The sequence below is a fragment of the Methylobacterium dankookense genome (genome assembly GCF_902141855.1).
Lineage (GTDB): Bacteria > Pseudomonadota > Alphaproteobacteria > Rhizobiales > Beijerinckiaceae > Methylobacterium > Methylobacterium dankookense.
This window is the reverse complement of the sequence record NZ_CABFVH010000017.1, coordinates 63243-89637: the sequence shown is the minus strand read 5'-3', so window position 1 is coordinate 89637 and position 26395 is coordinate 63243. Positions and strand designations below refer to the sequence as shown.

Here is a 26395-nt window from a genome sequence, read left to right as displayed (position 1 = left end):
TCACCACGTCACGGTATAGGCGACCTCCACCGAGCGCGGCCGCCCGAGCAGCCAGTTGGTGCCCACGCCCCCCACCGCGTTGCCGCTGATCGCGTAGACCTTGTCGAACAGGTTGTAGACGCGCAGGCTCAGGCGTGAATCCGCCGTCACCTGATGGTCGAGCACGGCGTTGACGAGCGTGTAGGCCGGCCGCCGGGCGGTGTTGCCGAAATCGCTGTAGACCTGCCCGACATTCTGCAGACCGATCCGCGCGGTCCAGTCCCGCAGACCGTCCCAGGTCAGCCAGAGATTGGCCACGCGCTCGGGCACGTCGATCGGCTGCTTGCCGGCATAGGACACCGCCGCCCCGTTCTCGATCTGGCTGAAGCTGTCGTACTGGGCGTGCAGCAGGGCGAGGTTGCCGTCGAGGCGCCAGCCCGGCGCGACCCGCCAGCCCAGCGCCAATTCGAAGCCTTGCGAGGACTGGCTGCCGACCTGGACCCCGACGGCGGAGCTGCCCGGCAGCCGGGAGATCAGGTTGTCCTTGACGATGCGGTAGCCTGCGACCGTCCATTCGAGCGCGCCGTCGAAGGCCAGCCCCTTGGCGCCGATCTCGACCTGGTCGCCGGTGGCGAGCTTGAAGCCGGCCAGCGACTGGGAGAGCGTGATCAGGCTGCCGACGGGATCGGTGGCGAAGCTGTACTGGGCGTAGAGCGCGCTGTCGGGCGTCGGGTTGTAGACGAGGCCGAAGCGGTAGCCGAGCGACTTGTAGGTGCGCTCGAACTGCGTCCCCGAGCGCAGGTCCTCGCGCTGGAGCGTCGGCGCGTCGAAGCGCACCCCCGTGAGGAACGAGAGCCGGTCGGTGAGGATCACCCGGTCCTCGGCGAAGACCGAGGCCTGGTTGGTGCGCGTCCGGTAGGCCGGCGTCGCCCGGCCCTCCGGCGGGAACGTCCCGAGGAAGCCGCCGACGAGGGGCACGCTGTCGGACTTGTCGAAGAAGAAGTTGTTGGTGTGCCGGAAGTCGATGCGGTTCACGTCGAATCCGGCCAGGAACGCGTTGCGGAACCCGAACAGGCTGCCCTTGAAGGCGGCGTCGAAGCGGTTCCCGACCTGTTCCTGGCTGTGGTAGATCTCGAGATAGTCCGAACGGTCGACGAGCCCCGTGCCGCGGTTGAAGGCGTATTGCTCCACGTCGAGCCAGTGCCGGCTGCTGGTGAGCCGGTAGGCGGTGTTGCGGATGGTGACGTCGGCTGACGGCGTCCACTCCGTCTTCAACTGGGTCCAGTTGTCGGCCCAGGTGACCTTCGGATCGAGGATGTTGTAGTTCCGGAACCGGACCAGATCGGTGATGCGGCCCTCGACGAGCGGCGTGCCCCAGTAGCGGGCCGGCTCCTGGTAGCCGAGATCGTGGCTGAGGGTGAAGGCGAGGTCGGGGCTCGGCTGGAACAGCAGCGCGGCCGAGACCGCGAGGTTGCGGAAGTCGCCGACCGGATGGACCCAGCCGTCGGCGCGGTTGCCGCTGACGTTCAGCCGGTAGGCGAAGGTGTTGCCGAACTCGGCCTGGCCGATCGCCCCGCCGGAATCGAGGGCGAGCCGCGCCACCCCGTCGGTGCCGATCACCGCGCGGGCCGCGTTCACGGACGCGAAGGTCGGCTTCTTGGGCACCACATTGATCACGCCGCCGATGGCGCCGTCGCCGTAGAGCACCGAGGACGGCCCGCGCAGCACCTCGATGCGCTCCACGTTCCAGGTGTCGAACGGGAAGGTCACGGTGCCGGCGCCCACGTAGAAGCGGGTGCCGTCGTAGAGCTGCTGGATCGAGTTCGGTCCCGAGAAGCCGCGGGCCGTGAAGGCGCCGTTGCCGTTGCCGGGCGCGGCGATGGTGGTGATGCCGGTGCCGTCCTGGGTCACGGCCTCGGCGATCGTGTCCTGCCCGCGCAGGCGCGCGGTCTCGCCGGAGATGATGTCGAGGCTCGCCGGCGTCTCCAGCGGCGTCAGGCCGAGGCGGCTGGCGCTGCGGCCCTGTGCGCGCAGGTTGAGGCCCACGGGGCTGACGCGCCCGGGGCCGGAGCCCTCGACGGCGAGCTCGTCGAGGGCGACCGCCTCTTGTGCCCGGGCCTCCCCGCAGAGGAGGCCGCAGGGGAGGAGGAGGGCCGGCAAGGCGCGGAGGGGCAAGCCTCGGAGGGGCAAGGCGCGGATGGTGAGGACGCGCGCGGAAACGCTCCGGCGGGCGGGCCGGGCGGGCATGGACGGGTTCGGCATGGTGCGGGATCACGAAGCGGGCGGCACGCCCGGCCGGATCGTCCTAGCCTGAATGTAACAATGTTACAATCTCTGGTCGAGCGGAACGGCGCGTGCGCTGGGCGCGGCCGTCGCGGGCCGGAGGGAGGCGTCGAGGCGAGCATCGGCGGTGCGGCGGGCCCTGTGGCACGTCACCGCGAACGAGGCCGGCGCGCCGCCTCCTCGCAGGATCGACGGCGCATCGGCACCCGCCAGGACACCCCGCCCGGCGCGCTTCGCGTGTGACCACGGCTGACGGCAGGTCTCCTGGCTCGCGGGTCGCCGCCCTCTCACCGTCTTCCCGGGTGGTGACACCCAGTGACGTGGTGGTGAAGGGCTCGCCGCTCACAGTTGCGGGGGCAGCCGCGGCATCGCGCAGATCCTTGGCAGGCCTGCCCTCACCGCGTTCCCTTTTGATCCCCGAGGGGAACCGTCGGGCGCGAGCTTGACCGTTGCGCGGGGCCGCGTCAACGGCGCCCGGGCCACGCCGGCGCCGGGATCACGCGGGGACGCTGTGGATGCGGCGGACCTGGGACGGCGTGAGGCCGAAGCGCTTGCGGAAGGTGCGGTTGAAGTAGGAGAGGTCGCCGAACCCGACATCGAAGGCGATGGCGCCGACCGGGCGCGTGTCGGCCGGGTCGGTCAGGCGCTGCATCGCCCGGTCGAGGCGGCGACCGAGGACGAAACCGGAGAAGGTCTCGCCCTCCGCCTGGAACATCGCCTGGACCTGCCGGCTGGAGATGCGCTGCGCCTGCGCGACCGCCTCGAGGCTGAGGTCCGCCCGGCCGAGGCGCTGCTCGACCTCGGCCTTGAGCGCCTGGATCCGCAGGTCGCGCCGGCTCGGGACCGGCGCGTCGGCCTCCCGGGTGGGGTCGAGCACGATGAAGGCGAGGAGCTGGATGAGGTGGTCGCGCACCAGCTCCGAGAGCTCGGAGCAGGCGACCGGGATCAGCCCCCGCAGCAGGCTCGCCGCGTAGACGGTCAGGGTCTGCAGGCCGGGATGGTCCCGGCCGATCCGCCGGAGGGTGCCGGGCTCCAGCGCGGCGAGCGGGCCCGTCAGCCGCTCCCGCTCGATCGACAGGAGGTCGATCCGGTCGACGCCCATCGCGTCGAACACGGCGCCGCGGCTCGCCGGGACGAGCAGCGCGTCCCGCGAGCAGCAGGCGAGGCTGCGCGCGCCGAGCGTCACCTGGAGGCGCCCCACCGCCGGCCGCACCAGCAGCAGGCGCTCGCCCGGGCCCTCGTCGCGCCAGCGCTGGGACGGCCCGAACACCGAGGCGATGCCGAGGTCGGGCACGAGGCGGATCGCCGTCTGGCCGCGGAAGGGGACGTCCGCGGGATCCTCGATCACCCGGGGGACGGCGCCGCCGGCCGGATCCCCGGCCGCGGCGCTCACCGCGGCGCTCACCGGGGCGCCCACGGCCGCGCCCGCGCGCGGCCCTTCGAGGCCGCGGCACCGGCCGGAAATCCCTGCTTCGTCATCGCGTCCCCACGCCGGCACCGCTGCGCGGCAGTCCGCACTGTTGCTCGCCCGAGTCCAAGCGGACCAGCAATCATCATGCTAGAGCCGCCGGGAGATGTCGAGAGTTCGTGCGATTTCGACTTCTGGGCCAGGGGTCCTGGACGCACGTGCTTTACATTAGACGCGTTTTAAACTGCGCGCCGGGCGGTTCTCTTGTGGGTTCTACAGGGGAGTGCGGCCCGGTTCTGTCCGGAACGGGCCGCCCCGCCGGGGTGAGCGAAGACGATTCCGTCAAGAGTGGGTCTGAAGGTCATGCGGTATGCCGGTCTCGTCGTGGTCCTCGGTGCGGGGGCGGCCCTCGCGGGGCCGGCCGAGGCGCAGACGGCCGCTCCCTCCGTTGCCCTGGACGAGCTCTCGGTGACGGCCGCGCGCGCGCCGCGGCCGGTGGAGGACATTCCGCAGAGCGTCCAGATCGTCAATCGCGACCAGATCCGCCAGCAGCTCGCCCTCACCTCCAGCCCCTCGGCCGTGCTGTCGAAGCTGGTGCCGGGCTTCTCCGCCCCGAACGGCACCATCTCCAGCGCCTCCGAGAACTTCCGGGGCCGCAACCTGCTGGTCCTGATCGACGGCGTGCCCGTGAACACGCCGCTGCGTGACGTCTCGCGCATCCTCAACCTGATCGACCTGAACTCCGTCGAGCGGATCGAGGTGGTGGCCGGCGCCTCCAGCCTCTACAGCGCGGGCGCCACCGGCGGCACGGTCAACTTCATCACCCGCCGCCCGACGGACGGGACGCCGATCGTCACCGTCAACACGGCGCTCCGGACCTTCACCGCCGATCCGGTGCACGGGCTCGCCCCCGAGACCTCGATCAGCGTGACCGGCAAGGTGCCGGACGGGGTCGACTACGCCTTCACCGGCTCCGGGCGCTTCGCGGCGCGCACCTATGACGGCAAGGGCCGGGAGATGGCCTCCGACGGCCAGCTCGGCCAGGGCGGCGGCGACCGCTTCCAGCTCGGCAACATCAACCTGCGGCTCGGCTACGACCTCGACCTCGCCAAGCGCATCGAGTTCGGCCTCACCCAGATCCTGCTCAACCAGGATCCGCGCTACCTGACCGATTACAGCGCGCCCTTCGCGCGGCCGAACTACGCGCGGCTCTATCCGGGCCTGCCGGTGGCCGAGGACACGCGCTCGCTCTACCTGCGCTACACCGACCGCGACACGCCGCTGGGCAGCCTCTCGCTGCTCGGATTCTACAACGACATCAACAAGCGCTTCAATTACTCGGAGTTCTCCTACCCGGCGAACCCGTTCGTCACCTACTCGCTCAACCCGGCCTCGCCGACGAGCCTCGCCAACCAGACGGCGCTCGCCACCGAGCGCGGCGGCATCAACCTCACCTTCGACACGGACCTCGGCGTCCTCCTGCCCGGGATGAAGCTGACCTGGGGCTCCGACGTGATCTCGGAGAGCACGCGCCAGCGGGCGCGGGACGGCTCGGACGTGTTCACGCCCCTGCAGCAGAACAGCTATGCCGGCTTCGCCCTCCTCCAGATCCCCGTGGGCGAGCGCCTGACGCTGCGCGGCGGCATGCGCTACGAGCATTTCGACCTCGACGTGGCGGGCTTCTCGCGGCCGACCACCTTCGCGGCGACCGCGGCGCGAACGCCGCTCGGCTACTCGACCTTCGTCCTGCCGGCCATCAACGTCACGGGCGGCAGATTTTCTTACTCGGCCCCGACCTTCAACGCGGGCGCGACCTTCAACCTCCTGCCCGGCATCGACCTCTACGGCGGCTTCAGCCAGGGCTACGCGCTCGCCGATATCGGCGCCTTCACGCGGCGGGCCGGCCTGTCGCTGGCCTATGCCTGCCCGGTGACGCGGCCCTTCTGCCTGCCGGCCGGCACCACCATCGCCTATTCCAGCATCGCGCCCCAGGCGCAGATCGTGAACTCCTACGATTTCGGCATCCGCGGCCGGAGCGGGATCTTCTCCGGCAGCCTCGGCGGCTTCGTCTCGACCTCGGACGAGGGCACCACCTTCGACCCGCTCACCAACCGGCTGAGCCAGCAGAAGGAGATGATCTACGGCGTCGAGTTCGTGGGCAACGCCCAGGTCACCGAGCAGCTGAACCTCGGCACCGTGCTCGGCTACCGCGAGGGCCGCTACGACACCAACAGGGACGGGCGCCTCGACAGCTTCCTGCCGAACAACCGCATCGGCGCGCCCTTCCGCGCCACGGTCTCGGGCACCTACCTGTTCGAGAACGGCGTGTCGCTCCGCCTCGAGGGCGAGGGCTTCAGCGGCCGCGACGCCCGCATCGACCTCACGGGCACCCGCTACCGCCTGAAGGACGCCTTCACGGTGAACGCGGCCGTCGGCGCGCCGCTGGCGGGCGGCGAGCTCTACGCCTCCGTCGACAACCTCTTCGACGTCGCCTACTGGAACCCCACCGCGACCTCGGTGCGCAACCTGACCGTCTACGGGCTCGGCCGCACCGTCACGGTCGGCTACCGCCGGACCTTCTGAGCCGATGGTCGCCCTGGAGGAGACGGACGACCTCGTCGTCCTGCGCTATCTCGCCCCGGCGGAGCCCGGCGACGAGACGGCCTATCTCGACGCCCTGGAGCGGGTCGGCGCGCGGCCCGCGCCCTTCGCCCTGATCCTGGTGCTCGGCGGCGTCGGCAAGCTGTCGGCGGCCTCCGAGCGGGCGCAGGCGCTCTGGTTCAAGCGCACCCGCGCCGACCTCGACCGGCGCTGCCGCGGCCTCGTCATCGTGCGGCCGGGCTTCGAGGAGGCGGGGGCCGACGTGTTCCGCCGGCTCTGGGCCTTCCCGATCCGGATCGCGGCGGACGAGGCCGCCGCCCGGGCCGCCGTGCGGGAGCATTTCGCGTGAGCGCCGCCGGGACCGTCCTGGCGCCGCCGCCCGCCCGCGGCGAGCGCCTCTCGCTCTTCGCGGTGCTCGCCGCGCTCTACATGGCGCAGGCGATCCCCTCCTACCTGATCGCCGCGGCGCTGCCGCCGATCATGCGGGAGGCCGGGATCTCGCGCGCCGCGATCGGCTATCTCAGCCTGCTGTTCCTGCCCCTCGTCCTGAAGTTCCTGTGGGCGCCGCTGATCGACCGCGTGCGGCCCTTCGCGCGGGCGCACCGGGCGGGCTGGGTGATCGTCACGCAGGTCGGCGTCATCGGCTGCATCCTCGCCATGCTGCCGCTCGGGCCCACCAACGTGCCCGGCATCATCGGCGTCGGCTTCCTCGCCTCGCTGCTGATCTCGACCCAGGACATCGCCACCGACGGCTACGCGGTGAAGCGGCTGCGGCCCGAGGACCGGGCGGTCGGCAACGCCATCCAGGGCGGCTCGGTCGCCCTCGGCGTGGTGGTGGGCGGCACGCTGAGCCTCGTCCTCTACCACCATGTCGGCTGGGCGGGCATGCTGCTCACCGCCGCCGCCTTCTCGCTGGCCCCGCTCGCCGCCGCCTTCTTCATGCGCGAGGGCGAGCCGGCCCCCGCCGCCGCGCCGCGCCCCTCGATCCGCGCCTTCCTGCGGCGGCCGGAGGTGCGCACCATCCTCTGGGTGGCGCTGACCTACCGGGTGAGCGAGGGGCTCGTGAAGGCGATGGAGGGCCCCTACCTCGTCGATGCCGGCGTGCCCCTCGACCGGATCGGCTACCTCTCCGGCGTCTCGGCGATGACGGCGGGGCTCGCCGGCTCCGGCATCGCGGCGCTGCTCGTGCGCCGCTACGGCACGGCGGCGACGCTCGGGCTGCTCGGGGCGCTGCGCACCCTCTGCTTCGCGCTGTTCACCGCCCACGCGCTCGGGCTCGTGCTCGGCCTGTGGCCGCTCTTCGGCGCCGCCGGGTTCCAGACCCTGATCCGCTACATGGAGATCGTGGCGCTCTACAGCCTGTTCATGGCGGTCTCCTCGACCGACCAGCCCGGCACCGACTTCACGATCCTCGCCTGCGCCCAGCTCGTGGTCTACCTCGTCGGCTCGCTCGTCTCGGGCAAGCTCGCCGACCTCCTCGGCTACGGCGCCCTGTTCGGCCTCGCCACGCTGCTCTCCGGCCTCGCCACCCTGGCGACCGTGCGGATGCTCGGGGTCGGCCGCGCCGGTCAGGCCGCCTGATGGCCGGGCGCGCCCGGCCGCAGCCGCGCGGCGGCGATCGCCAGCGCGCCGCCGAGCGCCGCGCAGGTCCAGAACGGCAAGGCGGGCGCGAGCCCGAACGCCGCGCCGCCGCACAGGGCGCCGATCCCCTGTCCCAGCACGTGCATGCTCGCGAGCCAGCCCGCGGCGGCGGCCTGGGCGTGCTCCGGCACCCGGGCGACGAGGGCGGCGGTGTAGTTCGGCGTCGCCACGGCGATGCCGGTCCCGGCGAGGCTCGCGCCGAGCACGGCGAGCCAGGGGGCCGCCGCGCCGGCGATCAGCCCGGCGCCCAGGGCGAAGCCCGCGAGGCCGAGGCACAGGGTGCGCCGCAGGTCGCGGCCGAGGCGCGGCACCACGAGGAGCTGCGTCAGGATCATCGTCGCGGCGACGAGGGCGAAGGTGGCGCCGGCGAGCCCCGCGGCCTCCGCCGCGCCGAGGCCGAAGCGTGCCTGCAGGAACAGGCCGAGCACGATCTGGATCTGGCCGAGGCCGAAGGTGAGGCCGAAGCCGATCGCGAGCAGCGGCGCGGCCCCGCGCGGGAAGCCGATGCGGAGGCGTCTCCTCTCTTCGGCCGGTCCGGCCCGGCGTTCGCCCGCCGCGAGGTCCGGCGCGGCCAGCAGCAGGAGCGGGCTCGCCGCGAGCGCCGCCAGGGGCGCCGCCGCCCCGAGGATGGCGGCCGCCATCACCAGCGAGCCGAGGATGCGGCCCGCCGACAGCCCGGCGCCGAGCCGGCCGAGGGCGGCCGGGCGCGCGGCCTCCGGCACCGTCCGGACCAGGGCGGCCTGGGCGTGCGGCATCACCCCCGCCGCCCCCGCCCCGTAGGCGACCCGCGACGCGGCGAGGAGGACGAGGGAGGCTGCGGGCAGCGTCTCGAGGGTCAGCGCGAGGCCGAACAGGAGGTGGCCGAGCCCCATCAGCCCGGCGAGCAGGCCGAACAGGCGGCGCAGGCGCCAGCCGGTGCCCCAATGACCCCAGGCGGGCGCGCAGACCAGGAACGCGACCGCGCCCAGGAAGGCGACGCCCCCGATCGCGCCCGCATCGAGCCCCGTGCGCGCGGCGGCGACCGGCACCAGCGCGAGGATTGCCGACTGGCCGAACCCGACCGCGGCGGCAGCGAGCGATAGCCGCGCGGCCAGCCCGCCGCCGTGAGAGCGCATATCGTCCGGAATCATGGAAACCTCGTCTTTGGGAGAGTTCTTATCGAAACATCCTCCGTTGAGGCAATAGATTATCGGTAAATCTATAATAATTCTATAGTATGCGCGATGTATTGCGCCATGAGTTGCCTTTGATTATCGATGCAGATTGCGGGATGGAGAGCGGTTCATGGTCGAGGCGGACATCTCATTTGCCGATGTTGCTTGCCAGATCTCGGCGCGCAGCTTCCTCAACAGCCTGATGCGGGAATGGACCGGCTGGTCCCTGGTCCCGTCCGAGGGGCCGGAGGGCGAGACGGCGCCCCTCATGCTGCGCATCCCGCTGCCGAGCCGGGATTCGGTCGTCGCGATCGCGGTCGTCCATCTCTCGGGCGTCGGCCAGCACGTGTTCCGGCTGCCCTTCCGCGAGCACCGCGCCGGCGCGGCGCCCCGCATCATGGCCTTCGCCGATCTCGCCGCGGCGATCGCCTGCGAGCCGGCCGTCGTCGGGCCGGCGGCAACGCAGGCCGCGCCGACCTTCCTCCGCCGCGTCTTCCAGAGCGCGGCGGCGGTCGAGGACGTGCTCGCCCGGGCGCCGGCCCGCAGCGTCGCCCTGAGCCGCGATCCCGGCTTCCTCGAAGCCGAGCAGGCGCTCCGCTTCGGCCATTCGGTGCATCCGACCCCGCGCAGCCGGGACGAGTTCACGCTGGAGGATTCCCGCACCTTCGCGCCCGAATACGGCCGGGGCTTCGCGCTGCGCTGGTGGTCGGCTGCGCCGGACGCGGTGGCGCAGGGCTCGTCGCGCCCTGAGACGGCCGCAGCGCTGAGCGCGGAGCTCGCCGCGGAGGATCCCGCCTTCGACCGGCAGGTCCTCGCCGCGAGCGCGGGCCGCGTCCTCCTGCCGATGCATCCCTGGCAGGCGGCCCGCCTCGCTCTCGACCCCGCGATCGACGCCCTGTTCCGCTCAGGAGCGCTCCTCGACCACGGCCGGGCGGGCGCGCCGTGGTACGCGACCACCTCGCTGCGCAGCCTCTACGCGCCGCATGCGCGCTTCATGCTGAAGCACTCGCTGAGCCTCCGGCTCACCAACTCGCTGCGCCTCATCAAGGAGATCGAGTGCGCGCGCGGCCTCGTGGCCGACGCGGTGCTCGCCGGCCCGGTCGGGGCGGAGCTCGCCGCGCGCTGGCCGCGCTTCCGCATCCTCGGCGAGCCGGCCTATCTCGCCCTGCGCGGGGCCGACGGCATGGTGCTGCCGCAGACCATCGTGGCTTTGCGCGAGAACCCGTTCCGCGGGCCCGGGCAGCGGCCGGCCGCGGTGCTCGCCGCCCTCTGCGAGATCTATCCCGACGGGCGCGGCAGCGCGCTCGCCGACACGATCCTGCGCGCCGCCGAGGGCGGCGACTCCCTCGAGGCCGCGGCGCTCGCCTGGTTCGAGCGCTTCCTCGACGTCGCGGTCGGGCCGCTCCTCGAGATCCAGTGCGATCTCGGCCTGCTGTTCGGGGCGCACCAGCAGAACCTCGTGATCGGGCTGGAGGACGGCTGGCCGGTGGAGGCCTTCTTCCGCGACTGCCAGGGCACCGGCTACGTGCGCGAGTTCCTGCCCGCGCTCCGCGAGGCCGCGCCGGGGCTCGACCTCGAGGCCGGCCACATCTTCGGCTCGGCGGAGGCCGCGCGGATCATGGCCTACTACCTCGTGGTCAACAGCATCTTCGCGGTCGTCGGCGCCATCGCGATCGCCGGCCTCGCCCCCGAGGCGGCGCTCACGCGGGCGCTGCGGCGCTTCGTCGAGGCGCTGGCCGCCAAGGACCTCCGCGACAGGAGCTGCCTGCGCCTCCTGCTCGACGCCCCGACCCTCGGGAGCAAGGGCAACTTCATGATCTGCTTCCGCAACATCAACGAGAACACGGACGTGACGGACCCCCTCGCGGGCTACGTGCCCATGCCCAATCCCCTGGTGTCGGATCCATTGGCGGCCTTCGCGGAGGCCCGGCCATGACCCTGCGCGCCCGCATCGACAGCGTCTCCAAGACGGCGCTGGACGGCTGGACCGGGACGAGCCGGCACTGGCCCGTCTCAGGGGAGCCCCTCGCCGTCGAGAGCCTGCCCCGCGACGCCCGCTCCGCTCGGCTCCTCGCCACCCGCGACGGCGCGGCGCTCGCCGAGGCGGGGCTGCATGCGCTCGACGGCGGCGAGGCGGTCCTCACCCTGGTGAGCCCGGAGGGCCGGCATCCCGCCGACACCCCGGTGGTCGCCGCCCTGGTCGAGGCCGCCTTCCAGCGCTGCCCGGACGCGCAGCGGCTGCGCGTCGCCGGGCTCGGCGGTGCCCCCGCCCTCCTCGCCCTGGCGGCGGAGACGCGCGCGGCGGCAGGCTCGGACCGGCCCGACGCCATCGTCGAGCGGAGCCTGTTCCTCCAGCTCCCCCTGCTCTGGCTCGCCCCGGGGACGCGGGCGGCCTACCCGCTGATCCGCTCGGCCATCGGGCCGCAGGACCGCCTGCCTCCCTTGCGCCCGCCCCAGCCGAACGGCCCGATGTACCGGCGCTGGCTGCCGCATCTCGGCACGACCCTGTCCTTCCGCGCCATCGACCGGCGCCGCGACCTCGCCCTGTTCCACGGCTGGATGAACCAGCCCCGGGTCGCCTTCTACTGGGAGCTGGCGCAGAGCGCGGCGGAGCTCGACCGCTACCTCGCCGACCAGGAGGCCGACCCGCACCTGTTCGGCGTGATCGGCAGCTTCGACGAGGTGCCGGTCGGCTATTTCGAGTTCTACTGGGCTAAGGAGGACCGGCTCGGGCCCTATTACGACGCCGAGGATTTCGACCGCGGCTGGCACGGGCTGATCGGCAACGCGGACCATCTCGGGCGGCCGAAGACGCTGGCCTGGTTCCGGGCCGTCACCCACTACCTGTTCCTGGACGAGCCCCGCACCCGGCGGATCATGGGCGAGCCGCGCGCCTCGCACCGCAAGATGCTGAGCTACTGCGCCGACGCGGCCTACGACACGCTCAAGGAGTTCGATTTCCCGCACAAGCGCGCGGCCCTCGTCTGCTGCGAGCGCGAGCGCTTCTTCCGCGAGGTGCCCCTGTGAGCGGCCCTGTGAGCGCGGATGTGAGCGCGGGCCCGCTGCCGGGCGGCGCCCGGGTGAGCGCGCCGCTCTGGCTCGACCTCAATCGGGCGCTGATCGCCAAGACGATCTCGGAACTCGCCTTCGAGGAGGGACTCGCGCCCGAGCCGGTGAACCCTGCGGGCACGCAATGGCTGCTGCGGCTCGAAGGCGGCATCGCCTATCGCTTCGCGGCCGAGCGCCGGATCTGGGGCAACCTCGCGATCGATCCGGCCAGCCTGTTCCGCATTGCGGACACCATCGTGAGCCCGGCCGGCGACGCGGCGGGCTTCCTCGTCGATGCGAGCGGGACGCTCGGCATCGCGCCCGCGACCCTGTGCGCCTATGCGGGCGAGGTGCTGAGCACGCTCGCGGCCGATGCCCGCATCGCCGCCCTCAGTTGCGGCGTGAGCGGGCCGGACCTCCTCGCCCTGAGCGACCGCATCCTGCAGGCCTATCTCGACGGCCACCCGAAGGCGCCCGCGAGCAAGGGCCGCATCGGCTGGGGGCTCTCCGATTTCGAGGCCTACGCGCCGGAATTCCGGCCGGAGATCCGGCTGTTCTGGGTCGCGGCCGACCGCGCCGCCTGCCGCCTCGGCCTGGAGCCGGGCCTCGCCGAGGCTGACCTCGTCGCCGACGCCCTCGACGAGCCCGAGCGGGCGCGCCTGGAGGCGGCCTGCCGCGCAGCCGGCATCGATTCCGCGACGCATCTCCTCCTGCCGGTCCATCCCTGGCAGTGGGACAACCGGATCGTGCTGCATTTCGCAGGGGACATTGCGGCCGGGCGCCTCGTCCCGCTCGGCAGCTTCGGCCGCCCCTACCTGCCCCAGCAATCCCTGCGCACCCTCGCCTGCGCGGAGGCGGCGGGCCGCCTCGACGTGAAGCTCGCGCTCACCATCCTCAACACCTCCGCCTGGCGCGGCGTGCCGGGCAAGTACATGGCGGTCGGTCCGGCCTTCTCGGCCTGGCTCGCCGACAAGGCGGCCCGCGACCCGGAGCTTGCCGGCACCGTGATCCTGCGCGAGCGGGCCGGGGCCTTCTATCCGCACCCCATCTACGAGCGGATCGCCGACGCGCCCTACCAGTACCGCGAGATGCTGGGCGTGATCTGGCGGGAGGGCATCGCCGGGCGCCTCGGGCCCGGCCGCTCCGCGATGATGATGGGCGCGCTCCTGAAGACGGATGCGGACGGCCGCCCCCTCGTCGGCAGCCTGATCGCGCAATCCGGCCTCGACCCGGAGGCGTGGCTGGAGCGGCTGTTCGACCATGTCGCGGTGCCGCTCTACCACTTCCTCTGCCGCTACGGCGTCGGCTTCATCGCCCACGGCCAGAACGTCACCCTGATCCTGGAGGACGGGGTGCCCTGCGGCGTGGCGCTGAAGGACTTCCAGGGCGACGCCGACCTCGTCGACCAGGATTTCCCCGAGGCGGACGACCTGCCCGCGGGCGTGCGCGGGACGCTGCTGCGCCGCCCGGCCGCGCACCTGCTGCAGCACCTGCAGACGGGGCATTTCGCGAGCCTGCTGCGCTTCGTCTCGGACGCGCTCCTGCGCGGCGAGGGCCTGCCCGAGATCGCCTTCTACTGCGCCCTGGCGCGGTCGCTGCGCCGCTACCAGGCGCGGCAGCCGGAACTCGCGGAGCGCTTCGGCCTGTTCGAGCTGTTCGCGCCGCGCGTGCCGCGGGTCTGCATCAACCGCGTCCGGCTCGCCCTCGGCTACGGCGATTCCAACCTGCGGCCGGTCCCGCGCCTCGGCACCGACCTCGTCAATCCCCTCCATCGCGCGGAGACCTCCGCGCCGGGCAAGGCAGGCACCAAGACAGGACTCCGCGCATCATGACGGACCACCCGCTCGACCTCGCCGGCATCGGCATCGGCCCGTTCAACCTGAGCCTCGCGGCGCAGCTCGACGCGGTCGACGACCTCGACGCCCTGTTCTTCGACCGGGGCCCGGCCTTCGACTGGCATCCGGGCATGATGCTCCCGGACGTCTCGCTGCAGACCTCGTTCCTCAAGGACCTCGTCACGGCGGCGAACCCGACGAGCCCGTGGAGCTTCCTCGCCTATCTCGTGGCGCAGAAGCGCTTCTACGAGTTTCTCAACGCCGAGTTCGAGGCGGTGCCCCGCCAGGAATTCGCGCAGTACCTCGCCTGGGTCGCGGCCCGGCTGCCGAGCCTGCGCTTCGGGAGCGCGATCCGCGAGGTCCGCTTCGAGGGCGGCGCCTTCCGGCTCGCCGGCGACCGGGTGAATGTTGCCGCGCGCAACCTCGCCCTCGGCGTCGGCCTGCAGCCGGACCTGCCGGCCTTCGCGGCCAAGCTCGACCCGCGCGACCGCTTCCACAGCGCGCAGGCGGCCTTCGCCCTCGACCGCACGGCGGGCCGGCGCGTCGCGGTGATCGGCGGCGGCCAGAGCGGCGCGGAGATCGTGCTGAACCTGCTGAGCCGGGGCGCCGACGCGCCGGCCTCGGTGGAGTGGATCAGCCGGCGCCCGAACTTCCAGCCGATCGACGCGACGCCCTTCACGAACGAGCTGTTCACGCCCCACTACGTGGAGAGCTTCCACGCCCTGCCGGACGCCCGCCGCCGCTCCACCGTGGCGCGCCAGAAGCTCGCGGGCGACGGCATCTCGGCCTCCACCCTCCAGGCGATCTACCGCCGCCTCTACGCCTTACGCCACCTGGAGGGCGAGCCGGTCGCGACGAGCCTGCTGCCGCATCGCGAGGTGCTCGACGTCGACCGGGCCGGCGGCTACCGCCTCGTCATGCGCAACGGCTTCGATGGCCGCATCGAGGTCTCGCAGGCGGACATGGTCGTGCTGGCCACCGGCTACCGCTACGCGCTGCCGCCCTGCCTCGACCCGCTCCGCGACCGCCTCGCCCTCGACGCCACCGGCCGGCCGCAGATCGGCGCCGACTTCTCCGCCGCCTGGGACGGGCCGGCGGGCAACCGCATCTTCGTCCTCAACGGCGGCCTGATCAGCCACGGCATCGCCGAGCCGCAGCTCAGCCTCATGGCCTGGCGCAGCGCCGTCATCGTCAACGCGCTCGCGGGCCGCCCGGTCTTCGACATCGAGGCCCTGCCCTCCCCCGTCGCCTGGTCCCGGGCCGACCCCGAGCGCAGCTCCCGGACGTCGGAGCCGGTCTGACGCCCGGGTCCGGGCCGACCGGCCGGCATCCGGCCCGGCCGCCCCGCTCAGCGCGGCAGGGCGCGCGGGTCGTGCTGGGCGAGGCGTGCGAGCAGGTACTCGATCTCGGCCCTAGCCGTCGCGGTCAGGCCGCCGGCGGGCCTGCGCTGCGCGTCGGAGGCGATGAGGCCGCGCCGGGCCATCAGGTACTTGCGCACGGCGAGCCCCACGCCCGGCTGCTGCTCGTAGCGCAGCAGCGGCAGGTGCGCGTCGAACAGGTCGTGGGCGGCATCCCGCTCGCCGGCCTGCGACAGCCGCACCACGTCCACCAGCATGTCGGGGAAGGCGTAGCCGGTCATGGCGCCGTCCGCGCCCCGCTCGCACTCGAAGTCGAGGAACAGGCCGCCATTGCCGCACAGGATCGAGATCGGCCGCATGGTGCCGTCCGCCTGGAAGGCGCGGAGCTGCGAGATCTTCTCCAGGCCCGGCCAATCCTCGTGCTTGAGCATGACGCAAGCGGCGTTCTCCTGGACGATGCGGCGGATCACGCCCGGCGTCATCACCACCGAGAAGTTCAGCGGGTAATCCTGGATCACGAAGGGCACGTCCGCGCCGATCGCTTCCGCCGCCTGCCGGTAATAGGTCGCGATCTGGTCGTCGGTGCGTAAGCTGTTCGGGGGCGCGATCATCACGCCGGCCGCCCCCGCCTCCATGCTGGCGTGGGCGAGGCCCGCCATGGCGGCGAAGCCCGGCGCCGAGACGCCGACGATGACGGGCAGGCCGGCGGCGCGCCGGATGTAGCGGGTGGCGACCGCGATCCCCTCCGCCTGGTCGAGCTTTCCCGCCTCGCCCATGACGCCGAGCACGGTCAGCCCGGTGGCGCCGCAGCCCACGTAGAAGTCGGTCAGGCGGTCGATCGAGTCGACATCGATGGTGCCGTCCGGGTGGAACGGGGTCGGGGCGATCGGGTAGACGCCGCGCGCCGTGGCATCGAGGGGCATGGGGAATCCTCTTCCGGGTCGGTGGGCGGATGGAGCCGCGTTCCGCCCTCATAGCAAATCCGGCCGGTCCCTTCGGCTCGGATCCAGGCCTCGAGGGCTTACCGACGCGGGCTTCGTTACGCCGGGCCGGGCGCGCCGCAGGCCTTCCGCACACGGGGCGGCCCGTCCCGGAGCACGCTCCGCGCATCGCCCGGGGTCATGCCATGGGCGCGGTGGAAGGCCCGGTAGAAGGTGGCGATGCTGTCGAAGCCGCAGGCGAAGGCGATCTCCGTCACCGACAGCGCCGGGGCCGTCGTCAGCAGGCGATGGGCCTCCGCGACCCGGAGCGCGGTCAGCGTCCGGGCCATGCTCGACCCGGTCGGCTCGAACAGCACGTGCACCTGGCGCGGCGAGATCGCGAGCTCCCGCGCCACGGAGGCTCTGAATGCGCGGACGATCAGGGCGCCGCCTGCGCGTCGCGCAGCGCGGTGAGCGCGCGGCGCAGATCGTAGAGCTGGTCCGTCAGATGAAGGATCACGCCGACGCCCTCGTCGTTGACGCCGAAGTCCCGGATCAGGTCCCGGATCAGCCGGGCGCGAGCCAGGTCCATGGCGGTGAAGCGGGGATCGCCCGCCGTGCGGTCCGGCAGGATCCACTGGCGGTCGAGCCAGATCTCGAGCGTCACGACCTCGATGCCGGAATGGACGAGGAAGTCCTGCTGGCTCATGGGCGATGAGGTGGGCGACGAGGTGGGCGACGAGGTGGGGGGCGTGGTCGGGGTCATGGACGCTCCTCGCGCGGATCATGCGACTTGCCGGCTTCCCACCCGGACACGAAGGCTTCGAGATCGGGGTCGGGCGTCCTCGGCAGGACGACCTTCAGCGTGACGAACTCATCCCCCTGGCCGCCGCCACGGCGCGGCGCGCCCTTGCCCCGCAGCCTCAGGCGCGTGCCGGTGTTCGAGCCCTTCGGGACCGTCATGGTCACGGCACCGGTCGGCGTCGGCACGCGGATGCGGCCGCCGAGGATCGCCTCGGTGAGGGAGATCGGCATCTCGACATGGATGTCGTCGCCGTCGCGGACGAAGCGCGGATCGGGCCGAACCTCGATCTCGATCAGCGCATCGCCCGGCTCCCCCGCCCCCGATCCGGGCGCGCCCTTGCCCCGCAGCCTGAGGGTCTGCCCGTCGACGAGGCCGGGCGGGATCCTGACGTCGAGCGTCCCGCCATCCGGCAGCGTCAGGCGCTTGTCGGCCCCCGCGATCGATTCCGAGAAGTCGATCGGCAGGGTGTAGTGCCGGTCGGCGCCGCGCCGGTTCGCCCGCGCCTGCCGGCTGCGCCGCAGCAGCTCTGCCAAGTCGTCGTCGCCATCCATGAAATCGGCGAAGCCGCCGCCATCGGCATAGGGGTGGTCGGAGCCGGCATCCGCATAGTCGCGATAGTACGGGCGCTGCGGCCGCTCGGCCCCGGTCTCGTCGATCTCGCCCTTGTCGAACCGCTCGCGCTTCTCCGCATCCCCCAGGAGATCGTAGGCGGCCGCGACCTCCTTGAACTGCTCCTCGGCGGCGGCATTCCCGGGATTGAGATCGGGATGCAGTTTCTTCGCGAGCGTCCGATAGGCCTTCTGGATCTCGGGCGCCGTCGCAGAGGGGGCGACGCCGAGCACGTCGTACGGATTGCTCACGATCCTCTCCGCCGGTGGCGTGGGGCCGCCGGAGGGCGACGGTCCCACGCGCAGGAACGTAACGCCCGGTCACAGCCTGTGAAGTCCGGCCGTGAAGTCCCGGCCGCACGCGCGGAGGCCAGCGGGGACGTGGGCCGGTCAACTTGTCCACTTCCATCGGCGCCGCGGAGCCCCGGCATGGACAAAATGTCCGCCCGCGATTTCTCTAAAATACGCGCAAATCACTGATGAAATTCGATAAAATCGATGCTCCGACAGCTGGCTCGGACATTGCTGACTGAGGCCTTGCAGTGCGGCGGAGACCGCACCCGAGACAATGCCCCCAGGAGGATACATGTCGATCAGCATCGCAGCCGAACCCGGCTTCTTCAGTCGCGAGCGCACCATCGCCGCGCCGACCTTCAACCGCTGGCTGGTGCCGCCGGCGGCGCTCGCCATCCATCTCTGCATCGGGATGGCCTACGGCTTCAGCGTGTTCTGGCTGCCCCTGTCGCGCGCCGTCGGGATCACGCAGCCGGTCGCCTGCCCGGCCGAGATGGGCTTCCTCGCCGGGCTCGTCGCCACGGGCTGCGACTGGAAGATCAGCCAGCTCGGCTGGATGTACACGCTGTTCTTCGTGCTGCTCGGCTGCTCCGCGGCGGTCTGGGGCGGCTGGCTCGAGCGCGCCGGGCCCCGCAAGGCCGGCCTCGTCTCGGCCGTGTGCTGGTGCGGCGGCCTGCTGATCTCCGCGCTCGGCGTCTACCTGCATCAGCTCTGGATGCTCTGGCTCGGTTCCGGCGTCATCGGCGGCATCGGCCTCGGGCTCGGCTACATCTCCCCGGTCTCGACCCTGATCAAATGGTTCCCCGACCGGCGCGGCATGGCCACCGGCATGGCGATCATGGGCTTCGGCGGCGGCGCGATGATCGGCGCCCCGCTCGCCGACTGGCTGATGCGCCAGTTCGCGACCCCGACCTCCGTCGGCGTCTGGCAGACCTTCGTGGCGATGGCGGCGATCTACGCCGTGTTCATGGTGGCCGGCGCCCTCGGCTATCGCGTGCCGCGGGACAGCTGGAAGCCGGCGGGCTGGACGCCGCCGGCGACGAGCAAGAGCGCGATGGTCTCCTCCAAGAACGTCGATCTCGACGTCGCGTCGCGCACGCCGCAATTCTGGCTGATCTGGGCCGCGCTCTGCCTCAACGTCTCCGCCGGCATCGGCGTCATCGGCATGGCCTCGCCGATGCTGCAGGAGATGTTCGGCGGCCGGCTGATCGGGCTCGACATCCCCTTCGGCCAGCTCGACGCCGCGCAGAAGGCGCAGATCGCGGCCATCGCCGCGGGCTTCACCGGGCTGCTCAGCCTGTGCAACATCGGCGGACGCTTCCTGTGGGCGACCTCCTCGGACAGGCTCGGCCGCAAGCTCACCTTCGCGATCTTCTTCCTGCTCGGCATCGTGCTCTACGCCGCGGTGCCGACCCTCGCGGGCCTCGGCACGACGCTGTTCTTCGTGCTCGCCATGGGCGTCATCATCTCGATGTATGGCGGCGGCTTCGCGACGGTGCCGGCCTACCTCGCCGACATGTTCGGGACGAAGATGGTCGGCGCCATCCATGGCCGGCTGCTCACCGCCTGGGCGACCGCGGGCATCCTCGGCCCGGTGCTCGTGAACTACCTGCGCGAGTACCAGCTCGCCGCGGGCCTGCCCAACGCCCAGGCCTACAACCAGACCATGTACATCCTGGCCGGCCTCCTGGTGCTGGGCCTGATCTGCAACCTGCTGGTCCGCCCGGTCGCGGCGCGCCACCACATGGCGGACGAGAAGGCGCCGGTGCTCGCCCGCGCGGAGGCGCAGCCCTCGCTCGCCGCCACGCCGACGGCCGAGCGCACCACCGCGCCCGCCCTCGTCGGGCTGGCCTGGGCCGCGGTCGGCGTTCCGCTCGCGGCCGGCGTGCTGATCACGCTCCAGAAGGCGGCGATCCTGTTGCATTGACGGCTTACGTGCAACCCGCCGGCCCCCGGCCGGCGGGTCAGCGCATCGCCAGCGGGGCGGGCTTCCTCTAAGCAGACTCGGCCGTGAGCCTGCTTGCGGCGGCCCCTCCCGCTGGACCGATCACGGTTCCATGACCCTTGGCCCCGGCGCCACAGACGATCCCGCCGCTGCCGGCGACCCCTGGCTCGCCCAGGCGCAGATCCTCGTCGTCGACGACGAGCCGGGCATGCGCAACTTCCTCCTGCGGACGCTGGCCCCGCGCTGCGCCCGGGTCGAGGCGGTGGGCGACACCGCCGCCGCCGGGGCGCTGCTCGAGACGAGCCGGTTCGACCTCATCATCCTCGACAACATCCTGGGCGGGCGCACGGGGCTCTCCTGGCTCGCGGACCTGCGCCGCGACGGCCTGTTCACGGACGTGATCCTGATCACCGCCTTCGCGGATCTCGAGACCGCGATCGAGGCCCTGCGGGCGGGCGCGGCCGATTTCGTGCTCAAGCCGTTCCGCACCAAGCAGATCCTCAACGCGGTGGTGCGCTGCCTCGACCGGGCGGCCCTGCGGCGGGAGAACTTCGTCCTCCGCCGTCAGTTCGGGACGGTGGCGCGGACGCAGGCCGTCGACCGCATCGTCGGCACCTCGCCGCAGATGGTCCGCACCCGTGATCTCGTCGCGCGCGCCGCGGCGACGCGCAGCACCGTGCTGATCACCGGCGAGTCGGGCACCGCCAAGGAGATCACGGCGCGCGCCCTCCACGAGCAATCGCCCTTCGCCGACCGGCCGTTCGTGCCGGTGAATTGCGGGGCGATCGCCGCCGACATCATCGAGAGCGAGCTGTTCGGCCACGTGAAGGGCGCCTTCACCAGCGCCGCCTCCTCCCGCGAGGGCCTGTTCTTCTACGCCCAGGGCGGCACGCTCTTCCTCGACGAGATCGCCGAATTGCCGCTGCCCATGCAGGCGAAGCTCCTGCGGGTGATCGAGGACCGCAAGGTGCGCCCCGTGGGCTCGGACCGCGAGATCCCGATCGACGTGCGCCTCGTTGCGGCCACCAACGCCGACCTCGCCGCCCGCGTCGCGGCCGGCCAGTTCCGGGCCGACCTCTACTACCGGCTCGACGTGGTCCGCATCCCCCTGCCGCCGCTGCGCGAGCGGGTCGAGGATATCGAGCCGCTCGCGCGGATGTTCATGGAGCAGCTCTCGGTGCAGCTCGGCCTGCCGCCGCTGCCGATCGCGTCGAGCGTGCTGCAGCGCTTCGAGGCCTATCCGTGGCCGGGCAACGCCCGGGAGCTCCGCAACCGCATCGAGCGCGCCCTGATCCTCGGCACCTTCGGGGAGCCCGGCTCCGGCGCGCCCGCGGAGCAGCGGACCGACGACCTCGCCGAGGTCGAGAAGCGCCACATCCTGCGGGTGCTCTCCGCCTCCGACGGCAACCGGGCCGAGGCCGCGCGCCGGCTCGGCGTCTCGCGCAAGACCCTCGACCGCAAATGCGCGGAATGGAATGCCGAGCCGCCCGCCGATCTCTGAGCCGTCCGCGGGCGGCTGGGGGCTCCGCTCGGTCCGCGTCCGCCTGCTCGCCATCGCGCTGCTGCCGATGGTGGCGGTGCTGCCCGTCGTCCTCGGCTTCGCCCTGTTCTGGTGGCTCGCCCAGTTCGATGCGCTGCTCGTCTCGAAGGCGCATGACGACCTGATCATCGCCCGCCAGTACCTCCGCCGCATCATGGAGCGCGGCGACGAGCAGATCGCGGCGCTCGGGCAATCGGCGGCCTTCGCCGGGGCCGCGCGCGCCGGCGGCCTCGACGCGCTCCTCGAGGCGCGCCGGACCGCGCTCGGCCTCGACTTCCTCTACCTGACGGCCCCCGACGGCACGATCCTGGCTGCCTCGCCCGCGGGAGCGGCGCCGTCGAACCCCGCCCGCTGGCAGGTCGTTGCCACGGCGCTCGCCGGCCGGCCGGAGACCGCGCTCGACATCCTCGAGTCCGGCGAGATGGCCGCGCTCTCGCCCGACATGGCGGCGCGGGCGCGCCTCGACCTCGTGCCGACGCCGGCCGCGGCCGAGACCGACCGCACGGTGGAGACGCGGGGCCTCGTCATCCACTCGGCGAGCCCCGCGCCGCTCGCCGACGGCCGCAGCGGCGCCCTCGTCGGAGGCTCGCTCCTGAACGGCAATCTCGGCTTCGTCGACACCATCAACGAGCTGATCTACGCCCATGCCGACCTGCCCGCCGGCAGCCAGGGCACCGCGACGCTGTTCCTCGGCGACGTGCGCGTCGCCACCAACGTGCGCCTGTTCGGCAACCGCCGCGCGCTCGGCACCCGGGTCTCGCGGGAGGTGCGCGACGCCGTGCTCGGCCAGGGCCGCACCTGGCTCGACAGCGCCTTCGTCGTGAACGACCGCTACATCTCGGCCTACGAGCCGGTCGCCGACAGCGCCGGCCGCCGGGTCGGCATGCTCTATGTCGGCTTCCTCGAGCGTCCGTTCCGCCTCGCGCGCTGGGCCATGGTGACGGCGGTGATCGCCGCCTTCGCCGTCGCGGCCATCGTCACGGTGCCGTTCCTGCTCAGGCTCGCCCGCGCGATCTTCCAGCCGCTGGAGCGCATGAACCGCACCATCGCGGCCGTCGATGCCGGCGATCTCGGTGCGCGCACCGGAACCGTCCCCAGCCACGACGAGATCGGCCTCGTGGCGCGCCGCTTCGACGAGCTGCTCGACCGCCTCGAAGCGCGCGACGCGGAATTGCGCGCCTTCGCCCGCGAGCTCGACGCGCGGGTCGAGGAGCGCACCCGCCAGCTCGAGGAGACGCGCCGCCAGCTCGTGATGTCGGAGAAGCTCGCCTCGATCGGCGAGATCACGGCCGGCGTCGCCCACGAGATCAACAACCCGATCGCCGTGATCCAGGGCAATCTCGAGGTCGCGCGCGAGGCGCTCGGGCCGGCGGCGGACGAGGTCCGGACCGAGTTCGACCTCATCGACCAGCAGGTCTACCGCGTGAACATGATCGTCACGCGCCTGCTCCAGTTCGCCCGGCCGGACGAATATGCCGGCTACGTCGAATCCGTGGTGCCGGCCGCTGTCGTGGCCGATTGCCTCGTGCTCGTCCGCCATCTGCTCGAGCGCGCCGACGTCACGATCGAGAGCGCGGATGCGGCCACCCGCACCGTCGAGGTCAGCCCGACGGAGTTGCAGCAGGTCGTGATCAACCTGATGGTCAACGCCATCCACGCGATGCCGCAGGGCGGCCTGCTCCGGCTGACGACGGCGGACGAGGACCGCGCCGGCACCGAGGGCGTCGCGATCGCGGTGGCGGATACCGGGGTCGGCATCCCGCCCGACCGGCTGCGGAAGGTCTTCGATCCCTTCTTCACCACCCGCACGCATGGCGGCACCGGGCTCGGCCTCTCGATCAGCTACACGCTGATGGCGCGCTACGGCGGCATGATCACGGTCGAGAGCGAGGTCGGCCGCGGCTCGGTCTTCACGGTCTGGCTGCCGGCGATCCACGTGCCGGGCTGATCTGCGCCCCGGGTCAGGCCGGCAGCGTCACGCGCACCGCGAGGCCGCCGAGATCGGAGGTGTCGAGCACGAGGGAGCCGCCGTAGAACGCCGCGAGTTCCAGGGCGATGGGCAGCCCGAATCCGTGGCCGGGCTGGCTCTCGTCGAGGCGGCGCCCGCGCTGCAGGATCGCGTCCCGGACCCCGTCGGGAAGGCCCGGCCCGTCATCCTCGATCCGCACGACCACCTCGGTCCCTAAGCGCCGCGCCGCGATCCGGACGCGGCCGCGGCACCATTGGCAGGCGTTCTCGATCAGGTTTCCCAGCATCTCGTCGAGATCCTGGGGGTCGCAGGCCAAAGCGAGGTCGCCCGGCACGTCCGCCGCGAACGCGATGTCCTTGCCGGCATGGAGGCGGCCGAGGACCAGGCACAGGTCGGCCACGTGCGCGGCGAGTTCGGCCCGGGCGCGGACGGGGCCGCCGACGGCCGCCGCCCGGGCGCGGCGCAGGTGATGGCGGATGCGCCGGTCCATGCCCTCGACCAGCCGCGCGAGCGCGCCGTCGCGGTCGGACGGGGCGTCGGCGAGCGCCAGCGACAGGGTCGCGAGCGGGGTCTTCAGGCCGTGGGCGAGGTTGGCGACATGGGCGCGGGCGTGGTCCAGATTGGCGGCGTTCTGGTCGAGCAGCGCGTTCATCTCGGCGACCAGGGGGCGGACCTCCGCGGGCTGCCGCTCCGGAAGCCGGTGCAGGCCCCCAGTTCGCACCGCGGCGAGCTGGTCGCGCAGCCGCAGCAGCGGGCGCAGCCCGAGGCGGATCTGCACGAGCACCCCGGCGAACAGGAACAGGCCGATCACCCCGAGGCAGGCGGCGAGCGTGCGCAGGGCCTCCAGGACCGGGCCGCGCAGGGCGGCCGTGGGGGCGGAGGCGACGAGCACGGTCGGGGCGGCGTCGCCCTTGCCGGGCAGGGTCAGCACCCGGAGGATCAGGCTCTCGCCCCACGGGCCGACACCGTCCGCGGGCACGGGCTCCTCGGATTTCCGGCGCCGGCCCGCAATCTCGGGGACGGCGAGGTCGCGCCCCTCCAGCGCGGCGGAGCCGAGCCGCGCCTCGCCGCGGCGGATCTGCCAGTACCAGCCGGAGCGGGGCCGGTCGAAGGGCGGGCCGTCGCGGTCCCGGCCGAGGGAGAGGCCGCCGCCGGGCGCCGGGCGCAGGTCGGAGACCAGGGACAGGATGCGGTCGTCGAGCCGTCCGTCGACCTGCCCGCGCACGAAGCGGTGCAGGATGAAGCCGATGGAGAGGCCGGCCGCGACGAGCGCGATGCCGAGGAAGGCCCCCGCGGCCAGCAGGAGTCGCCGCTGAAGCGAGCCGGGTGGGCCGAGGAACCGCCTGCGCAGCGCCGGGCGGGGCGCGGTCACGCGGCGCCCGCGGGCATCAGCCGGTAGCCGTGGCCGCGCACGGTCTCGATGGAGGCAGGCGCGATCTTGCGGCGCAGGCGCGTGATGATGACCTCGACCGAGTTCGAATCGACCTCGGCATCGCCGTCATAGACCCGCTCGATCAGCTCGGCGCGCGGCACCACCACCTCCTTGCGCAGGGTGAGGCAGCACAGGACCCGCCATTCGAGCCCGGTCAGCCGCAGCGGCAGCCCGTGATGCTCGAAGGTGCCGAGGCCGGGATCGAAGACGAGGGGGCCGCAGGTGATGCGGGGCGCGCCGCTGGCCTGGCTGCGGCGCACCAGCGCGCGCAGGCGCATCACGAGCTCCTCCACCCGCACCGGCTTGACGAGATAGTCGTCGGCGCCCGCCTTGAAGCCGGCGACCTTGTCGCTCCAGCCGTCCCGCGCCGTGAGGACGAGCACCGGCATCGTGCGCCCGGCCGCGCGCCAATCCTGCAGCACCGCGACGCCGTCCCGCTTCGGCAGGCCGAGATCGAGCACGACGGCGTCGTAGATTTCCGTCTCGCCGAGATGCCCGGCATCGACGCCGTTGCGGGCCAGATCGAGGGCGAAGCCCGCCGCGCGCAGCACCCGGGACAGCTCGGCGGCGAGCGCCGCGTCGTCCTCGACCAGCAGGATCTTCATGGCGGTACCGGCAAAGGCGTCCGAGGATTGCGCTCGCGTGCGGGTCCCTGCGCCGAACCGGAAGCCTGTTCGGTGAAAGAGAGCGCGTCACGACAAGGGCTTGGAGTCGCGTCCCGATCCAACGTGATCGGGCACGGCTCTAGGAGCGGCTGTTTAACCGAACCTGAACGAATTGGTTCAGGGTGGATTTCGGCCGGAATCCTAGAGGTCTGCCAACCCCGAAGGGGCAATGGCAGACAGGACACCCGATCACCATGACCGACGGCAAGCTCATCGACGGCACCGCCCGCGAGGTCGCGGAGCCGCGCTCGACCCCACCCCGCCGCCCGCGCCGCGGGCTCGTGGTCGGCGCCATCGCGGCGCCCCTCGCCCTCGGCGCGGTCGGCCTCTCGCTCGCCCAGCCCGGCCCGGCGATGCAGCCCACCCCGGTGGCGCCGACCGCCATTTCGGCCCTCGCCCCGTCCGGCGCCATCGCCGCCAAGGGGGAGGTCGCCGAGATCTTCGGCAATAAGTTCGTCCTCCAGGACGGGACCGGCCGCGCCCTGGTGGAGACCGGCCGCGCGGGCGAGGACGGCGCGCTCGTCGCCAAGGGCGAGACCGTCACCGTCCAGGGCCGCTTCGAGAAGGGCTTCCTCCACGCCCGCATGATCACCCGCGCGGACGGCGCCCCGACGCTCCTCGGCCGGGCCGGAGGCCCGTCGCCCGGCAGCCTGGACTGGGCGAAGGACCGGGTCGGCCTCGCCCCCCGGCCGGACCTGCCCGCCCTGACCGCGGCCGTCGAGCGGGCGGGCTACGGCGACGTCCGCGTCACCGGTCGCGGACCGCGCCACCTGGAGGTCGCGGCCAAGGGCCAGGACGGGCGGGAACGCCTGCTGCACGTCGATTTCGACGGCCGCATCCGCGAGCGCCCACTGCTCTGAGAGCCCGGCGGCCGCATCCGAAAGGTGAGGCCTGGATTCAGCAACTGACA

General features: G+C 72.6%; 19 protein-coding genes, 1 pseudogene and 1 riboswitch. Of the genes and pseudogenes, 11 read left to right on the top strand and 9 right to left on the bottom strand.

Annotation, left to right across the window (positions count from 1 at the left end; all coding sequences use genetic code 11):
* Together MTDSW087_RS14615 and MTDSW087_RS14610 are read right to left on the bottom strand one after the other, a co-directional pair.
* On the bottom strand, positions 1-2226 hold the full coding sequence (locus tag MTDSW087_RS14615; RefSeq protein WP_144765068.1) for a TonB-dependent receptor: 2226 nt from the start codon (positions 2224-2226) through the stop codon (positions 1-3).
* Positions 2227-2499: 273 nt separating this feature from the next.
* A riboswitch (cobalamin riboswitch) is annotated at positions 2500-2709 on the bottom strand.
* A 49-nt stretch (positions 2710-2758) separates the two neighbouring features.
* Positions 2759-3655: a helix-turn-helix transcriptional regulator gene (locus MTDSW087_RS14610; RefSeq protein WP_144765066.1), complete on the bottom strand. Its 897-nt coding sequence runs from the start codon at positions 3653-3655 to the stop codon at positions 2759-2761.
* 363 nt (positions 3656-4018) lie between these two features.
* On the opposite strand from MTDSW087_RS14610, the gene MTDSW087_RS14605 reads away from it, so the two are divergent.
* From MTDSW087_RS14605 to MTDSW087_RS14595, 3 genes are read left to right on the top strand one after another with little or no spacing between them, the layout of a single operon-like run.
* Positions 4019-6253, top strand: coding sequence for a TonB-dependent receptor (locus MTDSW087_RS14605; protein WP_238179171.1), 2235 nt, complete (start codon positions 4019-4021; stop codon positions 6251-6253).
* Between the two features lie 4 nt (positions 6254-6257).
* Positions 6258-6620, top strand: coding sequence for a hypothetical protein (locus tag MTDSW087_RS14600; RefSeq protein ID WP_144765064.1), 363 nt, complete (start codon positions 6258-6260; stop codon positions 6618-6620).
* Positions 6617-7852 (top strand): MFS transporter, encoded by a 1236-nt coding sequence (locus MTDSW087_RS14595; protein ID WP_280525269.1) that lies wholly within the window; start codon positions 6617-6619, stop codon positions 7850-7852. The genes MTDSW087_RS14600 and MTDSW087_RS14595 overlap by 4 nt, the downstream gene beginning before the upstream one ends.
* Here MTDSW087_RS14595 and MTDSW087_RS14590 read toward each other — a convergent pair.
* Positions 7840-9042 carry an MFS transporter gene (locus MTDSW087_RS14590; protein WP_144765062.1) on the bottom strand — a complete coding sequence of 401 codons (1203 nt, stop codon included), beginning with the start codon at positions 9040-9042 and terminating at the stop codon, positions 7840-7842. The two genes, MTDSW087_RS14595 and MTDSW087_RS14590, sit on opposite strands and share 13 nt — an antisense overlap.
* A 154-nt stretch (positions 9043-9196) precedes the next feature.
* On the opposite strand from MTDSW087_RS14590, the gene MTDSW087_RS14585 reads away from it, so the two are divergent.
* Genes MTDSW087_RS14585 through MTDSW087_RS14570 form a run of 4 tightly spaced genes read left to right on the top strand, consistent with a single transcriptional unit; the run spans position 9197 to position 15250 of the window.
* A complete protein-coding gene (locus MTDSW087_RS14585) occupies positions 9197-11002 on the top strand; it encodes an IucA/IucC family protein (RefSeq protein ID WP_144765060.1) in 1806 nt (601 codons plus the stop codon).
* Entirely contained in the window at positions 10999-12093 is a 1095-nt protein-coding gene (locus MTDSW087_RS14580) for a GNAT family N-acetyltransferase (RefSeq protein ID WP_144765058.1), read from the top strand. Before MTDSW087_RS14585 ends, MTDSW087_RS14580 begins: the two co-directional genes overlap by 4 nt.
* Positions 12094-12113: 20 nt before the next feature.
* A complete protein-coding gene (locus MTDSW087_RS14575) occupies positions 12114-13946 on the top strand; it encodes an IucA/IucC family protein (RefSeq protein WP_238179168.1) in 1833 nt (610 codons plus the stop codon).
* Entirely contained in the window at positions 13943-15250 is a 1308-nt protein-coding gene (locus tag MTDSW087_RS14570) for a lysine N(6)-hydroxylase/L-ornithine N(5)-oxygenase family protein (RefSeq protein ID WP_144765054.1), read from the top strand. The genes MTDSW087_RS14575 and MTDSW087_RS14570 overlap by 4 nt, the downstream gene beginning before the upstream one ends.
* A 47-nt stretch (positions 15251-15297) precedes the next feature.
* Here MTDSW087_RS14570 and MTDSW087_RS14565 read toward each other — a convergent pair whose 3' ends face one another.
* From MTDSW087_RS14565 to MTDSW087_RS14550, 4 genes and pseudogenes are all read right to left on the bottom strand, one after another.
* On the bottom strand, positions 15298-16230 hold the full coding sequence (locus tag MTDSW087_RS14565; RefSeq protein ID WP_144765052.1) for a dihydrodipicolinate synthase family protein: 933 nt from the start codon (positions 16228-16230) through the stop codon (positions 15298-15300).
* A gap of 116 nt (positions 16231-16346) precedes the next feature.
* Positions 16347-16649: pseudogene (locus tag MTDSW087_RS14560) on the bottom strand (helix-turn-helix domain-containing protein); the annotation flags it as partial.
* Positions 16650-16666: 17 nt separating this feature from the next.
* A complete protein-coding gene (locus MTDSW087_RS14555; protein ID WP_238179167.1) occupies positions 16667-16993 on the bottom strand; it encodes a chaperone modulator CbpM in 327 nt (108 codons plus the stop codon).
* The gene (locus MTDSW087_RS14550; protein ID WP_210248290.1) at positions 16990-17895 is read right to left on the bottom strand and encodes a DnaJ C-terminal domain-containing protein; all 906 of its coding nucleotides are present in this window, start codon (positions 17893-17895) and stop codon (positions 16990-16992) included. Before MTDSW087_RS14550 ends, MTDSW087_RS14555 begins: the two co-directional genes overlap by 4 nt.
* A 331-nt stretch (positions 17896-18226) precedes the next feature.
* Here MTDSW087_RS14550 and MTDSW087_RS14545 point away from each other — a divergent pair, with 331 nt between their 5' ends.
* The 3 genes from MTDSW087_RS14545 (at position 18227) to MTDSW087_RS14535 (ending at position 23367) form a co-directional block, all read left to right on the top strand.
* Positions 18227-19861, top strand: a complete 1635-nt coding sequence (locus MTDSW087_RS14545) for an OFA family MFS transporter (RefSeq protein WP_144765048.1) — start codon at positions 18227-18229, stop codon at positions 19859-19861.
* Between the two features lie 130 nt (positions 19862-19991).
* On the top strand, positions 19992-21380 hold the full coding sequence (locus MTDSW087_RS14540; RefSeq protein ID WP_144765046.1) for a sigma-54-dependent transcriptional regulator: 1389 nt from the start codon (positions 19992-19994) through the stop codon (positions 21378-21380).
* Complete coding sequence (locus tag MTDSW087_RS14535) at positions 21355-23367, top strand: sensor histidine kinase (protein WP_144765044.1); 2013 nt, start codon at positions 21355-21357, stop codon at positions 23365-23367. The genes MTDSW087_RS14540 and MTDSW087_RS14535 overlap by 26 nt, the downstream gene beginning before the upstream one ends.
* Positions 23368-23380: 13 nt before the next feature.
* Here the strand turns inward: MTDSW087_RS14535 and MTDSW087_RS14530 are convergent, their stop codons facing one another.
* Both MTDSW087_RS14530 and MTDSW087_RS14525 read right to left on the bottom strand, forming a co-directional pair.
* On the bottom strand, positions 23381-24760 hold the full coding sequence (locus MTDSW087_RS14530; RefSeq protein ID WP_238179165.1) for a sensor histidine kinase: 1380 nt from the start codon (positions 24758-24760) through the stop codon (positions 23381-23383).
* Positions 24757-25425: a response regulator transcription factor gene (locus MTDSW087_RS14525; protein WP_144765042.1), complete on the bottom strand. Its 669-nt coding sequence runs from the start codon at positions 25423-25425 to the stop codon at positions 24757-24759. Before MTDSW087_RS14525 ends, MTDSW087_RS14530 begins: the two co-directional genes overlap by 4 nt.
* A gap of 254 nt (positions 25426-25679) precedes the next feature.
* Between MTDSW087_RS14525 and MTDSW087_RS14520 the strand changes: the two genes are divergently transcribed.
* A complete protein-coding gene (locus MTDSW087_RS14520) occupies positions 25680-26345 on the top strand; it encodes a DNA-binding protein (RefSeq protein ID WP_144765040.1) in 666 nt (221 codons plus the stop codon).
* Positions 26346-26395: the final 50 nt, after the last annotated feature.